The sequence below is a fragment of the Gordonia oryzae genome (assembly GCF_003797185.1).
GTDB lineage: Bacteria > Actinomycetota > Actinomycetes > Mycobacteriales > Mycobacteriaceae > Gordonia > Gordonia oryzae.
The window spans coordinates 174,941-190,836 of sequence record NZ_RKMH01000005.1 but is presented as its reverse complement, the minus strand read 5'-3'; the positions used below and the strand labels follow the sequence as shown (position 1 = coordinate 190,836).

The window sequence follows — 15,896 nt, the reverse complement described above, 5'->3', positions numbered from 1 at the left end:
GGGATCAGATGCTGTCGTTGAGCGCCTTGATGGGCATCGACAAGTCCTGCAGGAGATCGAGGTCGTCCTCGGCGGGGCGGCCCAACGTCGTCAGGTAGTTTCCGACGATGACGGCGTTGATGCCGCCGAGGATGCCCTGCTTGGCCCCGAGATCGCCGAGGGTGATCTCGCGGCCACCGGCGAACCGCAGAATCGTGCGCGGCAGGGCCAACCGGAATGCGGCGACGGCTTTGAGCGCCTCGGCCGCGGGCAACACGTCGAGATCGCCGAACGGGGTGCCCGGACGCGGATTCAAGAAGTTCAGCGGCACCTCGTCGGGCTCGAGCGAGGCAAGGTCGGCGGCGAACTCGGCGCGCTGCTCGAGAGACTCCCCCATGCCGAGGATGCCGCCGCAGCAGACCTCCATACCCGCGTCGCGAACCATGCGCAGCGTGTCCCAACGCTCTTCCCAGGTGTGGGTGGTGACCACGTTCGGGAAGTGACTGCGGGCGGTCTCCAGGTTGTGGTTGTAGCGATGGACACCCATGTCCTTGAGCTGGTCGACCTGATCCTGGGTGAGCATGCCCAGGCTGCAGGCGATCTGGATGTCGACCTCGTTGCGGATCGCCTCGATCCCGGCGGCCACCTGCGCGAGCAGTCGCGTGTCGGGGCCGCGTACGGCCGCGACGATGCAGAACTCGGTGGCTCCGGTCTTGGCCGTCTGCTTGGCGGCTTCGACCAGGGACGGGATGTCGATCCAGGCGCTGCGCACCGGGGAGGCGAAAAGGCCAGACTGCGAACAGAAGTGGCAGTCCTCGGGGCACCCGCCGGTCTTGAGTGAGATGATGCCCTCGACCTCGACCTCAGGCCCGCACCACCGCATGCGGACGTCGTGGGCCAGTTGCAGGAGCTCGGTAAGCCGGTCGTCGCCGAGTCGGAGCACGGTGAGCACCTGATCGCGGGTCAGCGCCTCACCGCGTTCGAGGACCTGTGCGCGGGCGACGGCGAGGATGTCGGTGTCGGTCCCGGCCGCGACGTGGGACTGTACGGGGGCCTGGGTCATGGGTGAACTCCTTGATGTGCGGGGACTGATGGTGGTGCGGGTACCGACTGAGGTGACGGCATCGGCGTTGTGGGAGTGAGGCTCTCGATCCAGCCGGGGTCGAACCAGCCGGGTGCGGTCTCGGTGAACTCGGCCCGGCTACGGCCGCCGGCACCAGCGGGCAGCACCCCGACGACCGGTACCCCGGTCAGCCGCGGCAGATCCTCGCGATTGCAGCGCATCGCGAGATCGGGCGTGCCCGGCCACGATCCGAGAACGAGCCCGGCCGGCCGCAGCCCCGCTGACCGGATGGCCCGAACCGTCAGTTCGGCGTGGTTGAGGGCGCCGAGTGCGGGGTCGACGACGACGAGCACGTCGGCGGCGAGTGCGGCGGCCACGTCGAGGATCGTGTGCTCGGGAGCCAACCGGACCAGGAGCCCGCCGGAACCCTCAACGAGCGTCATCTGGTGTGCCGCGACAAATCCGGCGATCTGATCGCCCATCGTGCCGCGGTCGGCCTGCGGCGTCCCGGCATGTCGGGCCGCGGTCTCGGGGGCAAGGGGGTCGGCGAACCGCACGCACTCGTGGGTCGGCAGCGCTCCGGCGAGGGCCGTGACGGTGGCGAGATCACCGGGCCCGTCGGGTCCGACGCCGGTTTGGGCGGGCTTGCACACCGCGACATCGACACCGCGGTCCACCAGGGTCACGGCGAGCGCTGCGGTGACGACGGTCTTACCTACGTCGGTCGAGGTGCCGGTGATCACCAGGCAACGATCCGCAAGACCATGTGAACCCGTAAGGCTTTGTGGGACAACCCGACCACCGGTCATCGAACACCCACCTCCCGGAGTGCGGCGAGGACGACGTCGGCAGCACGATCGACGTCGGCGACGTCGAGGTCGGCGCGCATCGTCAGCCGCAGACGCGAGGTACCCGGCGGTACCGACGGCGGTCGGAAGCATCCGACGAACACCCCGCGGGCCCGGCAGGCGGCGGCGGCGGCGAGCGCGGGTTGCGGATCACCGACGATCACCGAGAGCACCGCGGAGGTCTGCGGTGTCCCGTCGGGGCCGAGCGGCAGGGTCAGGCCGAGACGGTCGGCGATACGCAGGACGTTGTCGCGCAACCGTAGTGGCATGTCTGGGTCCGCCCGCAGCAGCGCCAGGGCGGCGCGGGCGGCGCCGACGGCCCCCGGATTGAGGCCGGTGTCGAAGATGAAGGTGCGGGCCCGGTCGATCAGGTGGCCGCGCAGCACCGTCGGTCCGAGTACCACTCCCCCTTGTGCGCCCAGCGATTTCGAGGCGACCGTGGTCACCACGAGATCCGGTGCACCCGAGAGCCCGGCCTCGGCGATGACGCCGCGTCCGCCCGAGCCGCGGACCCCGAGGCCGTGCGCCTCGTCGACCAACAGCGCCGCGCCGTGCGCTCGTGCGGCGTCGTAGAGTTCGCGCACGGGAGCGGCAGCTCCGTCGACGCTGTAGATCGAGTCGGTGACGACGAGTGCGCGTTCCTCCTCCCGGGCCGCGAGGGCCGCGCGGACCGCGTCGTGATCGCCGCGATCGACGACCACCACACGCGCCCGCGACAGCCGGCAGCCGTCGATCAGGGAGGCGTGGGTACCGGTGTCGCTGACGATCAGGTCGCCGCGTCCGACCAGCGCGGTGATCGCCCCCACGTTGGCGAGGTAGCCGGAGGAGAACACCAGAGCCGAAGGGAATCCCAGGAATTCGGCGATCTCGTCTTCGAGGTCGAGGTGCGCACGGGTGGTGCCCGCGACCAATCGCGAGGCGGTCGAGCCCGCGCCCCACTCGTCGATCGCCGTGCGCGCCGCGGCGAGTACGGCCGGATTCCGCGACATCCCCAGGTAGTCGTTCGAGGCGAGATCGAGCAGGCCCGCACCGCCGTCGCGAACGACGGGGTCCCGATGCAGCCCGGCCTGCGCGGTGGCATGTTGGGCCGCGTGCAGCCAGTCGAGGGCGGGCCCGGTCGTGCCGATGATCGTGTCCATGGTGGTCACGACGACACCACCTCTCGGGTTGCGGCGATACTGGCCTGCGCCGCCGATGTCATGGCGCGCGTGATCACCTCGACGTCGTCGTCGGAGCACAGGAACGGCGGCATGGCGTAGATCAGGGTGCGGAATGGTCGCAGCCATGCGCCGGCGTCGAGCGCGGCGGTGGTGGCGGCGGTCATGTCGACCGGTCGGTCGAGTTCGACGACGCCGATCGCGCCGAGGACCCGGACATCGCGGACACCGTCGAGGCGGCGCAGCGGGTCGAGTCCGTGGCGCAGCCCGTCCCGGATGCGGGTGACATCGTCACGCCACCGGCGCGACAGCAGTAGTTCGGTCGACGCGACGGCGACCGCACACGCCAGCGGATTGGCCATGAACGTGGGTCCGTGGGCCAGGCCGCCCGCCTCCCCGGAACTGATCACCTCGGCAATCTCCTCGGTGCACAGGGTCGCGGCGAGGGTGAGGTATCCCCCGGTCAAGGCCTTGCCGACACACATGATGTCGGGGGCGACACCGGCGTGATCGGCCGCGAACATCGATCCGGTACGACCGAAGCCGGTGGCGATCTCGTCGAAGATCAACAGCACGCCCTGCTCGTCGCAGATGCGGCGCAGGGCGCGCAGATGCGCCGGATCGTGGAAGCGCATGCCCCCGGCGCCCTGGACGATCGGTTCGACGATGATCGCCGCAAGTTCGTCGCGATGGACTGCGACGATGTCGGCGACGTCGGCGTCGTAGGCGTCGTCGGCGTCCTCCGGCGGCGTCGGCACGAAGATCTGGCGGGCCAGGACGTCAGTCCACATGCTGTGCATCCCGCCGTCGGGGTCGCACACGCTCATCGGGGTGAAGGTGTCGCCGTGGTAACCGCCGCGCCACGTGAGCAACCGGGTGCGGCCCGGTTCGCCACGACCACGCCAGTACTGCAGCGCCATCTTGACCGCGACCTCCACCGAAACCGATCCGGAATCGCAGAAGAACACCTTGCGCAGCGGTTCGGGGGTGAGCTCGACGAGGAGCTCGGCGAGTCGCGCTGCGGGCTCGTGGGTGAGTCCGCCGAACATGACGTGCGACATCGAGTCCAGCTGCCGCCGCACCGCGGCGTCGAGCACCGGGTGACGATACCCATGGATGGCCGCCCACCACGAGCTCATCCCGTCGACGACCGTGCGTCCGTCGGCCAGCTCCAGTCGCACGCCGGATGCGCCGGTGACGACGAGCGGCCGGGTCGACGGCGGGAACGCACCGTAGGGATGCCAGATGTGTTCCGCATCGATGCGGCTGATGCTCATCTGATCCACGGGGACGTTCCTTCGATGTGTCGATGCGGGCGACGTGTCGATCCGGGGCCGGGCGGCCCACACAGGCGCGGGAGGGGCTGCCTCTGGCGAAGCCTCGCCTGGACACTGTACAGGGATGTCCTGGACGGTGTACAGGAGCGCATCGGCGGTGCCCGGCCCCGGGGTTCTACGCTGTCCGGGTGAGCAACAATCGCGCCGACATCCTCGCCGCCGCCCGCGACGTGCTCACCCGACACAGCCTCGCAGACCTGACCATGCGCAGGCTGGCAACCGAGGTCGGCGTCCGCCCCAACGCCCTGTACTGGCACTTCCCCAACAAACAGACGCTGTTGGCGGCACTCGCCGACGATATCCTCACCGACATCGCCGAACCCGCTCCGGACCTGCGGTGGGACGAACGCCTTGAGGCACTGGCGACCGGAATGCGCACGGCCCTGCTGGCCGTCCCCGACAGCGCCGAGGTCGTCTCGTCCAGCTGGGCCAGCGCATTGTCCGGGCGGGCCGTCGCCGACGACGTGGCCTCCGCCGCCGCACTCGGCGGCCTCGACGAGCACGGGGCCCGTGCGGTCGCGACCGCGATCTGCCAGCTGGTGATCGGGCTGACGATCGAGGAACAGACGCGAGCCCAGATGGAGCGGCTCAGAGTCATCGAGCCGTCCGATCGGGACTTCGACGAGGAATTCACCGGCGCACTGGCGGTCATCATCGACGGCGCCCGCAGTCGCGCCCGCGTCGCCGGGCACTTGTAGAACAGTCGGCGCGGGTGGCGTCGAGGGTGCGCATACTTGCAAGCGCTGTCCCGCGATCGTGGACACCATCGTCGTATGCAAGGACCGCTATACCTCAGCGCAAGCCACGTGGGCCGTCGCACCGACGGGTACGACAGGCAGCTCCGGCGAGCACCGCCCTCAACCGGCGGCGTAGGAAGGCAAGACACCGGAGCTCAATGGGTTCCTGCCAAGATGAATGCGCGCGGCTTCGCGACTACTGTCGGTGCATGACCGACAGAAGGTGGGTATGACCGTACCGCCAACCGCCGATGGCGCCCCAGGGTGCGAGACCGCAGGTACCGAGACTTCTGCCACCGGGACCGGTACCGGCTCCACCGCGGGCCCTCTGAGCAGTAGCACCCGACCCCATCCGACGGACAGTCTCATCGCCGACGTCGCCCAGCGGGGAGAGGCGATAGTCGAGCCGGAGCCCACGCCGATTCCGGTGTGGCCCGGTCAGGCATACCCGCTGGGTGCCACCTACGACGGAGTGGGAACCAACTTCTCCCTGTTCTCCGAGGTCGCCGAGGCAGTGGATCTGTGCCTGATCGATCGCGACGGTAACGAACGCCGCGTCCGTATCGAAGAGGTCGACGGATACTGCTGGCACTGCTACCTGCCCAATGTCGGTCCCGGCCAGTTCTACGGCTACCGCGTCCACGGACCGTACGATCCCGGACGCGGATTACGTTGCGACCCCAGCAAACTGCTTCTCGATCCCTACGGGAAGGCATATCACGGCGAATTCGACGGTGATGCGTCACTGTTCTCCTACCCGCTACCCGAGACCACCACCGCCGCCGATCATGCGAGCGCCGGGACCACCGAGAGCTCCGACGACGAGGACAACACTCTCGACGAAGCGGATACCGCAGAGTTCGAGGCTGCCGAGGTCACCAACTCTACCGCCGATTCGACGGATGCCGACGAGTCCGACTCTGCGACAACAGATGCCATAGGCCCCGCGGTGTCCGATGCAGCAGCGCCGGGCACCGAACTGTCGGATGGCCAAGGGCCCTCCGACACCGGCGGACTGCCCGCCGACGACACCACCGACGTCGTGCCGCAGGCACCGGAGCCGGTCGCCGAGCCACAACCGTCGCCGACGATGCCGCAACTGGATTCGTTGGGGCACACCATGTTGTCGGTGGTCATCAATCCGTACTTCGATTGGCAGAACGACCACTCGCCCCGGCTGCCGTACCACCAGACGGTGATCTACGAGGCCCACGTCAAGGGCATGACCGCGACGCATCCCGACGTCCCCGAGTCGTTGCGCGGCACGTACTCCGGGCTGTGTCATCCGGTGATCATCGATCACCTGAAGTCCTTGGGGGTGACCGCCATCGAACTGATGCCGGTACATCAGTTCATGCAGGACTTCGTCCTGGTCGACAAAGGTCTGCGAAACTACTGGGGCTACAATACCTTCGGCTTCTTTGCACCGCATGCCGACTATGCGTCGAATCACGACCAGCCCGGGAGCGCGGTCACCGAGTTCAAGGCTATGGTGCGCGCCTTTCACAAGGCGGGTATCGAGGTGATTCTCGATGTGGTCTACAACCACACCGCCGAGGGCAATCACCTCGGGCCGACGATCGCTTTCCGCGGAATCGACAATGCCGCCTACTACCGTCTCGTGGACGACAATCCAGAGTTATACATGGACTACACCGGGACCGGCAACAGTCTCAACGGCCGCCATCCGCACACCCTGCAGCTGATCATGGATTCGCTGCGCTACTGGGTGCTCGAGATGCACGTCGACGGTTTCCGGTTCGATCTCGCCTCGACACTGGCACGCGAACTGCATGACGTGGACCGGCTCTCGGCGTTCTTCGACCTGGTCCAACAGGATCCGGTGGTCAGCCAGGTCAAGCTCATCGCCGAGCCGTGGGACGTCGGCGAAGGCGGATATCAGGTCGGGAATTTCCCGCCGCTATGGACCGAATGGAACGGGAAATACCGCGACACCGTACGGGACTACTGGCGCGGGGAACCGTCCACCCTGGGCGAGTTCGCCTCCCGGCTCACCGGATCGTCGGATCTCTACGAGGCGACCGGGCGGCGCCCGCTCGCGAGCATCAACTTCGTCATCGCCCATGACGGCTTCACCTTGCGTGATCTCGTGTCCTACAACGAGAAACACAACATGGCCAACGGCGAGGACAACCGCGACGGCGAAAGCCACAACCGATCCTGGAACTGTGGGGTCGAGGGTCCCTCCGACGATCCAGAGGTCAATGCGCTGCGTGCCCGGCAGCAACGCAACATCCTTGCCACGCTGTTCCTCTCACAGGGGACGCCGATGCTCGCCCATGGGGATGAGATCGGACGCACGCAGTCGGGCAACAACAACGTCTACTGCCAGGATTCCCAGTTGTCCTGGATGGACTGGTCGTTGGCGGAGAAGAACTCCGATCTGCTGGAGTTCACCCGAAAGGCCATCGCGCTGCGCACCAGACACCCGGTGTTCCGCCGACGCCGGTTCTTCGCGGGCAAGCCCATCCGGTGGGGTAGGCAGTATCTCGACATCGCCTGGCTCACCCCCTCAGGCGAGGAGATGACCACCGCCGACTGGGACAGCGGATTCGGCAAGAGTCTCGCGGTGTTCCTCAACGGCAACGGGATCGGCGAAAAGGACGAGCGCGGCGAGAAGATCGTCGACGACAGCTTCATCATCTGCTTCAACGCCCACTACGAGCCGATCGAGTTCACGCTGCCGTCCATCCTGGAGTCGGGATGGACCGGTGTCCTCGACTCCGCACAACCCACCGGCGACTCCGATATCGAGGATGCCTGTGGCGGAACCACATTCACGGTTCAGGCCCGCTCGCTACTCGTCCTGCGAGAGCAGAACTGATCCGATGGCCGGTATGTACCCGGGCGCGCATACCGGCGACGATGCGCCAGTCGCCGCCGGCGGCAACCGTCCCGAACCCATCGCCACCTACCGGATTCAGCTGACCCCAGAATTCGGTTTCGTCGAGGTGATCGGCATTCTCGGGCATCTGGCGGATCTCGGTGTCAGCCACCTCTACCTCTCGCCGATCGGCGCCGCGATGCCCGGCTCCACCCACGGCTACGACTGGGTACCCCCACCACAGGTGTCACCGGTCCTCGGTGGCCGTGAGGGTCTGGCCGCACTGCGCGCGGCGGCGCGTGCGGTCGGTCTGGGCATCCTCATCGACATTGTTCCCAACCACACCGGGGTAGCCGAGGTGCTGCGCAATCCCTGGTTCGCCGACCTGTTGCGGCACGGCCCCGGATCGCAGTACGCCGGGTACTTCGACGCGGATTTCTCTTCCGACAACGGCAGCGATGGGAAGCTGGCCCTGCCGGTCCTCGCCGCCGACGGTGACCTGGCGTCGCTGACCGTCGACCGGCACGGAGTTCTCCGCTATTACGACCACGAATTTCCCACCGCACCGGGGAGTCTCGGCGGTACGGCAACCGATGTCCATGCGCGACAGCACTATCGACTCGTCCCGTGGAACTCCGGGATCATCGGTTACCGTCGATTCTTCACGGTCAACGAACTCGCCGGACTCCGCCAGGAGAACGACGCCGTGTACGACGCCACCCACGCCTGGATACGCGAGCTCCTCGACGCCGACCTGATCGACGGCGTCCGCGTCGATCACCCCGACGGGCTGTGGGACCCGACGTCTTATCTCGAGCGATTGCGTGGCGACATCGGCACCGATCGACTGCTCTACATCGAGAAGATCCTCGCCGCCGACGAGGCACTGGAGCCGACTTTACCTGTTGAGGGAACCACCGGCTACGACCAGTTGCGGCTCATCGAGGCGGTGTTCACCGCCCCGTCGGGCATCGTCGAGCTCAGCGAGATCCACGAACACACCACTGGGATGCCGGCCGACGCCCACTGGCTACACGACACCGAGCGGCAGCGTAAACTGACCACGCTCGCGCAGATGTTCCCCGCCGAACACCGCAGGCTCGTGCGCACACTGACCCATGCCGATCCAACCGCCGACTCGGCCGCGCTCACCGACGCCGTCTCCGAGATGATCGCCGATCTCGGTGTCTACCGTGCCGACTATCCGTCGCTTCGATCCCGTCTGCTCGGTGTGGCCGAGGAGATCGCACGCCGTCGACCGGATCTCGCCGACGCCGTCACGCTCATCGTGCGCGCCACTGCCAACCCCGGTGCCCCGACCTCCCGGTTGGCACAGACGTGCGGCGCGGTCACCGCCAAAAGCGTCGAGGACAGTCTGTTCTACCGCACGGCCCGCCTCGTGTCGGCGCAAGAGGTCGGTGGCGACCCGGCCAATCCGGCACTGTCGCTTAGTTATTTCCACGAGCGCAACGTCGTCCGGGCGCAGGACTGGCCGCGGGCCATGACGGCCTCCTCGACCCACGACACCAAGCGCGGCGAGGACGTGCGGGCGCGTATCGCATTGCTCGCGCAGGTCCCCGAGCGGTGGTCTCTGCTGGTCCGCCACATCTGGGACACCGCTCCACCACCGGATCATCTGACCGGATACTTCTTGCTGCAGAACGTGATCGGGGTGTGGCCGCTCGGCGGCCGGGTCGATGGTGGGTTGCGAGATCGCTTGCGCGCCTATGCACGCAAAGCCGCCCGTGAAGCCGGTGTGCGGACCACGTGGACCGAGGTCGACGAGACCTTCGAGGATGCGCTCGATGCCTGGATCGGCGCGCTCACCACCGAACCGGTGGCTGGGAGGATCGATGACCTGGTCACTCGGATCGGCCCGGCATGGGAGCAGGAAGTGTTGGCACGCAAGGCCATCGCACTTCTCGGACCTGGTGTCGGCGACATCTACCAGGGCACCGAGTGGTACGAGGACTCACTGGTCGATCCCGACAATCGTCGACCCGTGGACTTCCGCCGGTCGCTCGATCATCCCAAGGCGCGGCTGGTGGCTGCCGCCCTGCGCGTTCGTCGAGCACACCGCCTGGCGTTCGGCCCCGACGGTGACTATCGCCCGCTACAGGTCGATGGGCCGGCCGCCGACCACGCGATCGCCTTCGGCCGCGGTGTGCGCGGCGAGAGCGATCCTCGGGTGATCGTGGTGACCGCCCGCTTCACCCATAGCCTCGACGACCGTGCCGCGACGACCACGCTCGCACTACCTTCCGGCACCTGGATCGATGCCGGGTCACGGTCCGAGCACGCGGGGTCGGTCGACCTCGCGGCTCTACGAGCCCCCGGCCCGGTGGCGATCCTGACCCGGTCGGGTATCTGACCGACCCCGACGACCTCAGCCGCCGGGTGCCGGAGCGGGCGCAGGCGTGGGTACCGGGGTACTTGCCTGCCCTGCGTTCGGAGTGGACCCACCGCCGGCACCGGCCTCACCGGCATCGGACAGGCCGGCCTGCATGGCGTCGAGATCGGATACCAGCCACTTGCCGTCGACCTTGTCGAGCTTGAGCGAATACATGAACAGCGATGTACCACCTTGCGGCGCAAGGGTACTCGTACCGGTTACCTGTACCACGGCCATGGTCGAGGCGTGGTCGGTGCCGAAGTCGATCACCGACACCTTCTGGACATCGATCTTGGTGTTCTTGACGTTGATCGACTGGATCGCCTTGGTGGTGTCGCCGAGTTGGGACTCGAGGTGTTTGCGGTACTCGCCGGTGGTCAGTGGCCCGACGATGTCCTTCATGTTGGCCACAGTGTCGGCGTTCATGCTGCTGGTCAGCTTTTGGGCGAAGATCGCCGAGGCACTCTTGGCGTCGTCGAAGGCGTTGAGGCGCTGTTGATCGCGGTAGAAGAACCAGCCGAGAAAGCCCACACCGACGATCGCAGCGACGACCACCACGGCCACCAGCGATCTCCACAGCGCGCGCGCCGACAGCGTGATCGAGATCTGCTTGCCACGTGCGGGTGCGGCCGCTGCGTGGGCGGATGCGCCACGCGCGGATGCACCCCCGGTGGCGGCCGCAGTCGATGCCGTGTGCTCGCCGGAACTGGCGGCATCAGCCTTGTCAGCATCCGCCTTGTCGGCATCGGCATCCTCCGGATCCGAGCGCCGCGACGACCCCGACCGGGCGCTCTTGGTACGCGGGATCGGCTTGTTGGTCAGCGGCGCCTTCGTCGGCGCGGTATCGGAGACACCGGCCCCGTCGGCGAGGGTTGAGTCCGGTTCGCCGGACTCCTCCACGGCGCCGAGCTCAGTCGTCGCTATGGCTTCTCTACCGTCATCGGCTGCGTCGTTGCGCACGTCGTCCTGCCCACCTGTCATCGCGTGTTTCCGTTCTCACTTGCCGCCCACTCGGCCTCCACCGAACCGACCCCACCTGACTCCTCTCGGCCAGGAGCCAGGTGCGGCGCGAGCCCCCGGAGGGCGGGCGTCACTTGTCCAGCGGAACCGTCCGTGCATTCGGGTCGTAGTTCGGCGGCGGTCCGGCGGTGTCGTCCCCCGGCGGACGGGGTGCGTTCGCCGAGCCACGGATCTGCTGGTTGGGATCCTCGGTGACACAGTACAGATTGGTCGGCACCGACAACTCCAGGATCTTGGTGGGGCGCACCGGGGTGACCGCGTAGTCGCAGTAGGGACGCGGGTAGAGCGAAGCGAACGCCCACCACGCGCCGTCGTGGAACATGGTCAGAGACTTGATCGACGCGTCCCGGATCGACGGCAACAGATTGACCACCGCTGGTGCGCGCAAGGCACCCTGACGGGTCACATCCAGCAGCTGACCGAGCACATCGGTGATCGGATCTTGGATCTCGTTGATCGAGCCGGATAGGCTGGACAACTGCTGCGGACCCTTGCCCAGCAAGGTGCGCAGCTCACGGTCCGCGGCTACCGCAGCGTTGACAACCGAACTCAACGAGGACACCGTGCCCTGCAGATCGGGCTGGATCTGCGAGGTGGTCTGCAGGATCGTGCCCGCCTCGGAAATCAACTTGGTCGTCTGCGGCAACACGCGGTAGAGATCGGCAAAGATCGTTCCGCCCGCATCGAACAACACGCGCAGATCGTTGGTGTCGCCCTTGGGATTGAGCGCGACGTCGAGGTTGTCGACGATCGAGGCGAGTTTCGCCGGATCGATCTGGTCGATCACACCCAGCGAGCTCTCGAGTAACTGCGGGAACGGCGTGGTCACCTTCGTCTGGTTCATGTTGATGGTGTCGCCGTCACGCAGGTAGGGCCCCTCGGCGCTGGGCGGGGAGAAATCGACGTACTGTTCACCCGCGGCCGACATGCCGAGTGCCGAGACCGTCGTGTTGCGGTTGATGTGCACGTCGTCGTCGACCGACACCACCACCTTCACCGACTGTGGTTGCACCTGAATAGAGGTGACATCGCCGATCGGGACGCCGCGCAGGGTGACCTGCGAGGTGTCCTGCAAGCCACCGGAGATCGGGAAATTGATCGTGAGCGTGTAGTGGCCCTGGAACGGCGCCCACCGCAGCGCGCCGAACGACAAGTAGGCCAGCCCGATGAGCATCACCCCGATCAGCGCCAGGTTGCCCAGCACGATCGAACGTTTGCGCAGCCACCCCATGAATCCACTCATCCGCAGCACCCCTGGGTCGCAGTCAGTCGGGCCAGCAGTCGGGTCAGCGTCTGCTGCAACGACTCTCCCGCTGCACCGACATCTCCGAGTTCGGGAAGGCGGCTGGCCGAATCGAACCCGGCGCCCGGGTTGAGGTAGTACACCTTCGCAGACAACGACGCCGCACTTGAACTGGTCGACTTGGCCCACTTCGGGGTCAACTCGGCGACATTGTCCGACAATGGTCCGAGGATCGCCGCACCTTGCTTGAGTTCGTCGAGGAGGGTCGCGAGATGATCGGTGAGCTCGACGAAGTTCCGTCCGTCGCTGTCGAGGAAATCGTTCGTGGCGGCGGTGACCTGGTTGGTCTTGTCGAGCGTGGTCAGGATCGTCTGCATCTCGTCGTTGATGGTGTCGAAGGCGGGCGAGAGCTTGTTGATCGACGCCATGATCTGCGCGCGACCCGCCGCGAGCTGACCGGTCAGCATCTGTGTGTTACGCATCGCAGCGTCGACCTCGGCGGAGTTCTGGTTGAGTTTGCGCAGGGCCGTGGTCAATCCGGCGATGGCACCGTTGAGTTGTTGCGGATTGTCCGGCGAGGTCGACACCGCGGCGCTGAGTTCGGTGATGATCTGCTGGGTGGAACCGAGTGATCCGCTGTCGACGAACCCACTCAGACTGACCAGCAGATCCTCGACGGTCGCCGCAGCCGACCGCGGGCCAGTCAGTGTCTGGCCGTTGGCCATGTAGCCGGCATCGGACTTCGACGGTGGGAGCAACGCGACGAATACGTCACCAAGCGGGGTCGCCTGTCGCAGTTCGGCGCCGGTGCCCTTGGGCACCTTGGCCGAGGTGCTGACATCCATGGTGACGATCGCCTTGTAGTTCTCGGCGCGAATACCGGTGACCTCGCCGACGTCCATGCCGTAGAGCTTCACCTTGGCCCGGGTCGGCAGATTCAGCGCATTGTCGAAACTCGCGTTCAACGTCATGGTGTCGCCGAGATTGCCCGGGGCTGGCAGCGGGATCTGCTCGACGGTCAGACCGGGTATCGCCGAACAACCGGTGACGGCCAACACGGTGGCGACGACCCCGGTCACCACCAACTTGCGCGTCCATGAATGAACCGGCGCCAGACGGCGTCTGGAGAACGTTCGGCGAGCGGCCGGCTGACGGGAGGAGGATGCTGGGCTCATTGTGTCAGGGCCTCCAATGCCGAGAAGACCCCGAGATCGGGCCCGAAGCCCTGGAGTTGCCCGGTCTCGCAACCGTTCTTGTGCAGATTGATCGCCTTGCAGAACTGGGATACCAGCTGGGTGTCGATTAGGGACTTATCCAGCAGGACCTGGGCACGCCAGGCACCCTGTTCGGCGGAGATGGAATTGCTCAGGTTCTGGAAGAGTAGCGGCCCGAGGTCGATGGTCTCGACGACCTGACGTGAGTAGTCGCTCAGGTTCTCCGCCAGTGCGGCCAGTCGCCCGGTGGACGCGCCGATCGTGCCTGCGTTGTTGTGCAGGAACTCCGAGGTGTTGAGCAGTGTCTGATTCAGATCGCCCAGGGTCGCCACCAGACCCGGTGATTGGCGGCCGAGCATCTCGCTGACCTGATTGATGGAATTCGAGAAGTCCTTCATCTTCGGGTAATTCGCGACGAGGGCGGCGGTGAGTTGCTGGACCGACTTGACGATGTCGACGATCGCGTCGCCGTTGCCCGATACCACCTGCGAGGCGCTGCCGAGCTGATTGATCGCTTCCTGCAGCCGTTGTCCGTTGTCGCTGGTGATGCCCGAGGTCACGTCCATCAGGTCGGCGACCGGCCCCTCCCCCGGCGCCTGGCCGGAGAGGTTGCTGACGAGCTTGTCGACCGCGTCAAAGAGGTCACCCACCGACACCGGACTCATGCCCTCGTTGCGCAACACCGCCCCATCGGTCAGCTTCGGGCCCTTGGAGTACGCCGGGGTCAGCTCGATGTGCCGGGTGGTGACGATCGAGGTGTTGACGATGGCCGCGGTCGCGTCGACCGGAACGGGCACGTTCTTGTCGATGGTGAATTTCACCATGACCCGGTTGCCCTGCTCCTCGATCTTGGTGACCTGGCCGACCGGCATTCCGAGTACCGCGACGTCATTGGTGGTGTAGAGGCCTGCGGTGTTCGGGAAGTACGCGGTGACCTCGATGGCCTGACCTGTTGCGGTCTTCCAGCCGGCCGGTATCAGCGAACACCCCGAGAGCACACCGACGGCAAGGACGATCAGCCCCGCGAGGATCATCGACCGCCGCGTCACCTTCGGAGAAACCATGTGCGCGTTCAGCATCCGTCCACCACCCGTGCCGTGCAGAGCCAGTTGTCGGGGAAGATGCCCCACGGCAGGTAGCCGTTGGCGTACGGGCCGTCTCCGATGATGTTGTTGGTCAGGCGCGCGGTGACCGGCAAGACCTCGAGCATCTTGCGGAGGTTGTCGCGGTTCTTCTCCAGGCCCTGGGTGATGGTGTTCAGGTTGGCCATGATCGGGGCGAACTGGTCGGAATCCTCGGCGGCGATAAGTTGGGCCTGCTCGGTGATCTGTGCGACGCCGTCGAGCAACCGGGTCACCAGGGCCTCGCGGGCGACGATTTTGTTCGCCAGTTGCGCTCCCTGACCGACGATGATCGCCAGCTGCGCCGAATTATCCTGCACAATGGCGGTCACCGACTTGGTGTCGCTGATCAGCTGATTGATCTGATCACGACGGTCGGTGATGATCTCCGACATCTGTGTCAGCGAGTCGAGCGTCGGCTTGGTGACCGCGGGCGCGCCGGCGAGCTGCTGGTTGAGCGTTCGGATGCTCTGGCCGAGGTCCTGTTCGTTGATGCCATTGAGGACGGGCGTGCCCTTCTCGATGGTCTTCTGCAGATCGTAGGGAACCCTGGTCTCGGTGATCACATTGCCGGCCGCCGGATCGGGTGCATTGCCCAACGAGATATCGATGTAGCGCTGGCCGAGCAGGGTCGAGAGTTTGATCTCGGCTGAACCGTTGGCGGTGACGTCGACGTCCTTGTCGACCTTCATCGTGATGTGGACGTGATTGCCCTGCAGTTCGGTCGAGCCGACCTCACCGACGTCGATGCCGGCCACTCGAACCTTGTCGCCCGGTCGCACGCCACCGGCCTGGGCAAAGTCCGCCGAATAAGTCTTCTTGCCGATATCTGCCTTGCCGATTCCCACGATTCCCAGGACGAGCAGCACGATGACCGCTGTGCCGGTCAATCCGTACCAGAGGAGTCGGTGGTCGTCGAAGCTCCGACGCATACGGCTTC

12 protein-coding genes are annotated in these 15,896 nt (G+C 66.3%); 3 read left to right on the top strand and 9 right to left on the bottom strand.

Going from position 1 to position 15,896, the window contains the following annotated elements:
• Positions 1-4: 4 nt before the first annotated feature.
• The 4 genes from bioB to EF294_RS08210 form a co-directional block, all read right to left on the bottom strand.
• Positions 5-1,042, bottom strand: a complete 1,038-nt coding sequence (gene bioB, locus EF294_RS08225) for a biotin synthase BioB (protein WP_123928028.1) — start codon at positions 1,040-1,042, stop codon at positions 5-7.
• Positions 1,039-1,785, bottom strand: a complete 747-nt coding sequence (gene bioD, locus EF294_RS08220) for a dethiobiotin synthase (RefSeq protein WP_123928025.1) — start codon at positions 1,783-1,785, stop codon at positions 1,039-1,041. The genes bioB and bioD overlap by 4 nt, the downstream gene beginning before the upstream one ends.
• A gap of 62 nt (positions 1,786-1,847) precedes the next feature.
• Positions 1,848-3,029, bottom strand: coding sequence for an 8-amino-7-oxononanoate synthase (locus tag EF294_RS08215; protein ID WP_425459410.1), 1,182 nt, complete (start codon positions 3,027-3,029; stop codon positions 1,848-1,850).
• Between the two features lie 5 nt (positions 3,030-3,034).
• Complete coding sequence (locus EF294_RS08210; protein ID WP_123928018.1) at positions 3,035-4,333, bottom strand: adenosylmethionine--8-amino-7-oxononanoate transaminase; 1,299 nt, start codon at positions 4,331-4,333, stop codon at positions 3,035-3,037.
• A gap of 179 nt (positions 4,334-4,512) precedes the next feature.
• Here EF294_RS08210 and EF294_RS08205 point away from each other — a divergent pair, with 179 nt between their 5' ends.
• The 3 genes from EF294_RS08205 to treY all read left to right on the top strand — a co-directional run bounded on the left by EF294_RS08205 (position 4,513) and on the right by treY (position 10,337).
• On the top strand, positions 4,513-5,082 hold the full coding sequence (locus EF294_RS08205; protein ID WP_123928015.1) for a TetR/AcrR family transcriptional regulator: 570 nt from the start codon (positions 4,513-4,515) through the stop codon (positions 5,080-5,082).
• 268 nt (positions 5,083-5,350) lie between these two features.
• Positions 5,351-7,966 carry a glycogen debranching protein GlgX gene (glgX, locus tag EF294_RS08200; RefSeq protein ID WP_123928012.1) on the top strand — a complete coding sequence of 872 codons (2,616 nt, stop codon included), beginning with the start codon at positions 5,351-5,353 and terminating at the stop codon, positions 7,964-7,966.
• 4 nt (positions 7,967-7,970) lie between these two features.
• Positions 7,971-10,337, top strand: coding sequence for a malto-oligosyltrehalose synthase (gene treY / locus EF294_RS08195; protein ID WP_123928009.1), 2,367 nt, complete (start codon positions 7,971-7,973; stop codon positions 10,335-10,337).
• 15 nt (positions 10,338-10,352) lie between these two features.
• On the opposite strand, the gene EF294_RS08190 is transcribed toward treY, so the two are convergent.
• The 5 genes from EF294_RS08190 to EF294_RS08170 all read right to left on the bottom strand — a co-directional run bounded on the left by EF294_RS08190 (position 10,353) and on the right by EF294_RS08170 (position 15,888).
• The gene (locus EF294_RS08190) at positions 10,353-11,339 is read right to left on the bottom strand and encodes a hypothetical protein (RefSeq protein ID WP_123928006.1); all 987 of its coding nucleotides are present in this window, start codon (positions 11,337-11,339) and stop codon (positions 10,353-10,355) included.
• Positions 11,340-11,448: 109 nt separating this feature from the next.
• Positions 11,449-12,621 carry an MCE family protein gene (locus tag EF294_RS08185; RefSeq protein WP_123928003.1) on the bottom strand — a complete coding sequence of 391 codons (1,173 nt, stop codon included), beginning with the start codon at positions 12,619-12,621 and terminating at the stop codon, positions 11,449-11,451.
• On the bottom strand, positions 12,618-13,703 hold the full coding sequence (locus EF294_RS08180; protein ID WP_123928323.1) for an MlaD family protein: 1,086 nt from the start codon (positions 13,701-13,703) through the stop codon (positions 12,618-12,620). The genes EF294_RS08185 and EF294_RS08180 overlap by 4 nt, the downstream gene beginning before the upstream one ends.
• Before the next feature lie 89 nt (positions 13,704-13,792).
• A complete protein-coding gene (locus EF294_RS08175) occupies positions 13,793-14,914 on the bottom strand; it encodes an MCE family protein (protein WP_123928000.1) in 1,122 nt (373 codons plus the stop codon).
• Positions 14,908-15,888, bottom strand: coding sequence for an MCE family protein (locus EF294_RS08170; RefSeq protein ID WP_123927997.1), 981 nt, complete (start codon positions 15,886-15,888; stop codon positions 14,908-14,910). The genes EF294_RS08175 and EF294_RS08170 overlap by 7 nt, the downstream gene beginning before the upstream one ends.
• Positions 15,889-15,896 lie beyond the last annotated feature (8 nt).